Raw genomic sequence first — 5,939 nt, 5'->3', positions numbered from 1 at the left:
TTTTTGAAATGCAGCTAAATCGCTTTACTCGACCCGAATATAACATTCGTGATGCTGCTCGTTTGGGGAGTATTCAAAGTCAAAATTATAGATAAATGCACTCACCCCTACCCTCACTGTTGCGCGGGTAGGGGGATTTTATACCTTACAAACTTAAAATTTGCTGTAATTTGCGAGTAATGAGGGAAACCACTAGATTTGACCTAACATTTAAGTAAAGAAAGTAACTAAAGCTACAAAATGCGATGTTTGAGCCAAAACGATAGAAGTGGTAATGCCACTCGATACCCGCCTTTGGCTCCATAAATTAATCCTTTCTGTTCCAATCCTGTAAGAGCGCCTTGAAAGCCACCACCTCGTGAAAATTGGTGTTTCTGAAGATAGGGGCGTGAATGAGGGCTATCAGTAGGATGGATCGCTAAACTTTCCAGTACCCGTGCTTGAATAGGAGGCAGCAGTAAAAGGAGAGATTCAAAGGTAACAGACAAATCTTCAACCAATCGTAACGTGCTGCAATATACGTGATGAAGTTGGATGAGTTTTGGGGAGGATTGGAGTGCAAAACTGGTTTGTTCATTCTGATAAAAGCAATGATGGTCGCTCCAAATTCGCCGCGCCAAAGCAATGGCATCTCCAACATGTCCTTGTGAATAATCCAAAAACAGTTTTAAGGCATCGACTTCAAACTTTAAGTCTGCTGCTGCCATTGCTTCAACAGCCCAGGTTTCAATTTCTCGGTCTGGCATTGGGAGCAAGGAGACAAATTGAAGCGAGCTATCTTCCACCCAATCTTCTGGAGTTGTAGCCAAGATAACGTAACTAACCCGGTTTTGGCGTTGAATTTCTTGTCGCAAATATGATTCCCATTGGCCTGACCGATCCCAGGAGCGAATATGGGGAAAATTCTGAAAGACAAACACTACCCGACAGCTTAACTGTTCTGCCATCATCTGAGGTAAATTTAATAAGGCTTGTAGAATCAGCCATTCATCATTTGGAGAAACCTGCCAAACCAAGCGGGTTTGATGTACGGTTGGTTGCTCTAATTGCAAGGGATAGGCACAAGCGCACTGCTGAATAAAAGTTCGTTCTTCCGATGTGCTAAATATCTGCACAATCCCTGAAGCCATCAGCTCTAAAAAGCGAGAAGAGGTAGTGGCTCGCAAGCAGTCGATCTCTAAAATCCTGGCTCCAATTTGCTGTGCAGCATAGCGAATCAACGCTCGCCGTCCACTTCCTGTCACGCCTGTGAGCATCAAATCTTGGTCAGCCGCCAAAATTTCATAGGTTTGCTCTAGCTCAGGCTGTCTGCCAATTAACCTTTGTGGCTTAAAAGCATCGTTCATCATCGTCAACCGATTCTCCTCACTTTGAACCAACCTGAACTGAAAAACTATCTACTTTTCTCTAACAACGCCAGAAGAATTTTCGATGCATCTCTGCTTGCACTATTTTCTAGTGCAGTGCCATGATATAAGAACTATTTTCTAGTGCAATTCATTTTACCCATGTCTGCTAACCTATCGCATCCTCAAGTTTCTCAACCATTTGAGAACCGTGCCTGGCATACTATTGAGGCTCAAAAAGCTCTTTGGCTACTCAAGAGCGATCGCACGCATGGTTTAACTCAGGAACAGATTGACCAGAATTTACAGCACTACGGTACAAACGAACTGGTCGAAACGAGTGGGCGATCGCCCCTGGAAATTTTCTGGGATCAGTTTAAGAACATCATGTTGCTAATGCTGATCGCCGTAGCAATTATTTCGATGGTTCTGGATGTGCGCGAATCTTTGGTAAAGGGACAGTTCATTTTTCCCAAAGATGCGGTGGCAATTTTTGCGGTGGTGTTGCTGAATGGATTATTGGGCTACCTTCAGGAGAGTGGAGCCGAAAAAGCACTGGCAGCCCTGAAAAACATGGCATCATCCAAAGTGCGGGCGATCCGCGAAGGTAAACTAGTGGAGGTGGAATCTAAAGAACTGGTTCCTGGCGACATTATGCTGCTGGAAGCGGGGGTTAAGGTTGCAGCAGATGGGCGGATCGTAGAAGCAGCGAACTTACAGGTGCGAGAATCAGCCCTCACCGGAGAGGCACACGCAGTTGAAAAACAAGCCAATGCCATCCTCGAAGAGGATGCGCCTCTGGGAGATCGGATTAATTTAGTGTTTTCTGGAACAGAGGTGGTGCAGGGACGAGCAACGGTGTTAGTCACAAACATTGGGATGCAAACGGAATTGGGCAAGATTGCAACCGCGCTGCAATCCGTCGAAACAGAGCCAACGCCTTTGCAAAAACGCATGACCCAACTGGGCAATACGCTGGTAACAGGATCGTTGATTATAGTAGCGATTGTGATTCTGGGGGGGACAATGTTTAACCCCTCGCTGTTTGAGGAACTGGTCAAAGTCTCTTTGAGTATGGCGGTTGCGGTTGTGCCAGAAGGCTTACCCGCCGTTATTACCGTTACTTTGGCATTAGGCACTCAACGCATGGTGAAGCGGAATGCTCTGATCCGAAAACTGCCTGCGGTGGAAACCCTCGGTTCTGTCACGACTATCTGCTCGGATAAAACCGGAACTCTAACCCAGAACAAAATGGTGGTGCAGGCAGTGCATACCGCTAGCTACGCCATTCGTGTAACAGGCGAGGGATACAGCCCTGAAGGTGCGTTTTATCATAAGGTCAATGCCAGAGCAGAGCAAGAAATTTTATTGGATGGAGAGCCAGAATTGCGCTCGCTGCTTCTGGCGTGCGTGCTTTGTAATGATGCCGTATTGCATAAAGAAAATAGCGACTGGGCAGTATTAGGCGATCCGACTGAAGGAGCATTACTGGCAGTTGCCAGTAAAGGAGGGTTTCGCAAAGATCAAGAGGAGCAAGCATTCTCGCGTATTGCTGAGTTTCCCTTTTCATCCGAACGCAAAAGGATGAGCGTTATCGTGCAAGATACGTCCAACAAACCGGGAGAGAGTCTGTCGCTCGTGTTTACCAAAGGCTCGCCCGAACTCGTTTTGGAACTCTGCACTCACATTCAGCAGGGCGATCGGCCTGAGCTTATGACAGCGCAACAACGGCAACAAATTTTAGAGCAGAATAATCAGCTTGCTAGTCAAGGGTTACGGGTCTTAGGTTTTGCTAGTAAGAACCTGACAAAATTATCAGACCGCGATTTTGAAGATAGGGCTGAAACTAACTTGACCTGGTTGGGATTGGTGGGAATGCTGGATGCCCCGCGTCCGGAAGTACGCGATGCGGTAGCGAAATGCCGTACCGCAGGCATTCGTCCGGTGATGATTACAGGCGATCACCAGTTAACCGCACAGGCGATCGCCCAAGACTTGGGTATTGCAAAAGTAGGCGAGCGCTGCCTGACTGGGCAGGAACTCCAGAAGCTCACCCAGCCAGAACTGGAAGCACTTGTGCAACAAGTTAGCGTGTATGCTCGCGTCACACCAGAGCATAAGTTACGAATTGTCCAAGCTCTCCAGCACCAAGGACATGTCGTTGCGATGACTGGGGATGGAGTTAATGATGCTCCAGCTTTGAAACAAGCAGATATTGGTGTGGCAATGGGTATTACTGGTACGGATGTCAGTAAAGAAGCTAGCGACATGGTGCTACTGGATGACAACTTTACTACAATCGTCTCGGCAGTCGAAGAAGGTCGAGTTGTTTACATCAACATTCGTCGCTTTATTCGCTACATCCTTGGTAGCAACATTGGTGAGGTATTGACGATCGCAGCTGCTCCATTGTTGGGGTTAGGTGGTGTACCGTTGTCTCCTCTGCAAATTCTCTGGATGAACTTGGTAACTGATGGACTTCCGGCTTTAGCACTGGCAGTAGAACCCGGTAGACCAATCGTCATGCAACAACCTCCTAAAGACCCAAAAGAGAGCATTTTTGCCAGAGGTTTAGGCTCTTACATGGTGCGGATTGGCATTATTTTGGCAGTGATAACTATCTTGATGATGGTCTGGGCATACGGTTACACTGCTCAGGTACAAAGTGAATTGTTAGATCGCGATCGCTGGCAGACTATGGTGTTTACTACGCTTTGTTTAGCACAAATGGGACATGCACTGGCTATCCGTTCCAACACGCGGTTAATGTTAGAGGTGAATCCCTTCTCAAATCCCTACCTGATCCTATCAGTTGGTGTCACCAGTATCCTGCAACTGATGCTTATTTATTTTGAACCATTCCGTTCCTTCTTCAATACTCATTACTTGAGTGGATTAGAGCTATTGGTTTGTGTTGGATTTAGTTCTCTAGTATTTGTCTGGATTGAAGCAGAAAAGCTATTTATTCGATGGTATGCCTCTCGTAAATACTCCAAAATATGAACAAAACAGCTTCACCTTTGGGTGTTCAGACTTACTCCCAAGGTAAAATCGCAATTGACCTGGAACCATGCGTCTATGAGCAATTACAGAAACAATCTGTCAGCCCTTCTGAATTCATCCGCAGATTAGTTCATTTGATTGCTACGCTAGAAAACAATAAAGAGAAATACAATATCAATCCTTACACCGAGAAATTCCATAGAGGAATCCACATCTTAGGTTGCCATGATTCTAAATTAGGAGTGTTTCCTGATTCAAATCTGGCATTGAAATGTTCTGAAGATCGCCCTTGTGCAGAAAATCCCAGAAAACAATTTTTTAGGAGCATACAATTAGCCTGGGAATTTGAAACCAAGTTAAACGAGCAAGAGAAAGTGCTACTTCAGATTTGTCCTGCTTACTTGCATTTCCAAACTTGCGTCAGGAGTGCCTTATTTAAACGAGTACTCTTTATGCCAAAAATTGAGGGTATTCCATTGGGGAAAACAGAAACTGGATTTAGTTCTGAATTTTGCCAGACATTCAACATTCCTGATTTTCCAGAAATCCTTCGCAAATCCAGGTTCTCCTTGCATCGTTTTCTCGACCCCGAACAAAAGCGTCAACTGCTCAAAATTCAGACTACATATTTATTTCAACGTTTGTTTCAAAGAGGAATTAAAATTTTTAGCTTGAATCAGAAAAACATTTTAGCTACATTAGATATTAATGGTAACTCTGTTCGATACGTCATTATCGATCCGATCACAGATTATTATCTACCAATTTCTCCTGTCTATAATGTCTTAACTTCTCAACTATGCAAGTTTAAATAAATTTACTCTTGGAACACAGACGTAATGTTGTAAAAAGTACTTGTTCAATGGCAGATATGATATCTCATTTGTAACGTCTAGCTCCCCATGAGTGCCCCAGGCGTATGTTGGTGGGCGCGGATAACGCTACCTACCATCTACATAATGAACTTTCCAATCTAACTACCCCGACGCATCAGCCTGTCGCTGGAAAGATTGTAAAATCTTTTGCCAAAGCCCATTTTTACACCAACGGAAAAATCGACCTGCTACTGTTTCCCATGCGCCACAATGTTTTGGTAGATTGCACCACAGCGCGGAGCGTTCGCAGAATCTACAACATTCTATTGATGATTGTGCGGTGATCTTTACTTGAACGACCTCTTCCTAGCTTTTTAGCTTAAAGGAGTGACTTTAATCGCTTCCATTGCTGCTGTGTCAAGTCGCCTCGACGCTGCGGTAGAAGAATCATAGGTAAATGCTAAACTCACTAATCTTTAGTATTTTCAAGATTTTATCGATTTTTAAGACACGTACTAGGTGAAATCAAAGATAATAAAATTATTATCTCAGGCTGGTTAATCTCAGGGATGGTGTTGCAATCGCTCCAGAATCTTAAAAATGGATGCTAAATTGTGGTATGTTCCTGCCAGCATACTACCAAATACCTACCGCCAATCCCCATGTTTGTTGATTTTTTTATTAAGCGACCTGTATTTGCAAGTGTTTGCTCCATCATCATTTTGTTGGTAGGAGCCATTAGTATCCCAACACTAGCCACAGATCAATATCCAGA

5 protein-coding genes are annotated in these 5,939 nt (G+C 44.5%); 4 read left to right on the top strand and 1 reads right to left on the bottom strand.

Features of this window, described 5'->3' with window-relative positions; all coding sequences use genetic code 11:
- Window positions 1-233: 233 nt before the first annotated feature.
- Window positions 234-1,349, bottom strand: coding sequence for an ATP-binding protein (locus tag H6G97_RS43615; RefSeq protein WP_190946727.1), 1,116 nt, complete (start codon window positions 1,347-1,349; stop codon window positions 234-236).
- A gap of 159 nt (window positions 1,350-1,508) precedes the next feature.
- Here H6G97_RS43615 and H6G97_RS43610 point away from each other — a divergent pair, with 159 nt between their 5' ends.
- The 4 genes from H6G97_RS43610 to H6G97_RS56320 form a co-directional block, all read left to right on the top strand.
- Window positions 1,509-4,349 (top strand): cation-translocating P-type ATPase, encoded by a 2,841-nt coding sequence (locus H6G97_RS43610; protein ID WP_190946726.1) that lies wholly within the window; start codon window positions 1,509-1,511, stop codon window positions 4,347-4,349.
- Window positions 4,346-5,164, top strand: a complete 819-nt coding sequence (locus H6G97_RS43605) for a hypothetical protein (RefSeq protein ID WP_190946725.1) — start codon at window positions 4,346-4,348, stop codon at window positions 5,162-5,164. The genes H6G97_RS43610 and H6G97_RS43605 overlap by 4 nt, the downstream gene beginning before the upstream one ends.
- A gap of 110 nt (window positions 5,165-5,274) precedes the next feature.
- Window positions 5,275-5,508 carry a hypothetical protein gene (locus H6G97_RS52005; protein WP_206759163.1) on the top strand — a complete coding sequence of 78 codons (234 nt, stop codon included), beginning with the start codon at window positions 5,275-5,277 and terminating at the stop codon, window positions 5,506-5,508.
- A 318-nt stretch (window positions 5,509-5,826) separates the two neighbouring features.
- Window positions 5,827-5,939: efflux RND transporter permease subunit (locus tag H6G97_RS56320; RefSeq protein ID WP_206759164.1), on the top strand; the 113-nt coding region annotated here is incomplete at its 3' end.

This window comes from Nostoc flagelliforme FACHB-838, from assembly GCF_014698065.1.
Lineage (GTDB): Bacteria > Cyanobacteriota > Cyanobacteriia > Cyanobacteriales > Nostocaceae > Nostoc > Nostoc flagelliforme_B.
Note: the sequence above shows the minus strand (reverse complement) of the source record. Positions and strands in the feature narration are given on the sequence as shown.

Coding starts and splice junctions, on each gene's coding strand:
- H6G97_RS43615 (WP_190946727.1), bottom strand. CDS start 1,349: ATGATGAACGATGCTTTTAAGCCACAAAGGTTAATTGGCAGACAGCCT.
- H6G97_RS43610 (WP_190946726.1), top strand. CDS start 1,509: ATGTCTGCTAACCTATCGCATCCTCAAGTTTCTCAACCATTTGAGAAC.
- H6G97_RS43605 (WP_190946725.1), top strand. CDS start 4,346: ATGAACAAAACAGCTTCACCTTTGGGTGTTCAGACTTACTCCCAAGGT.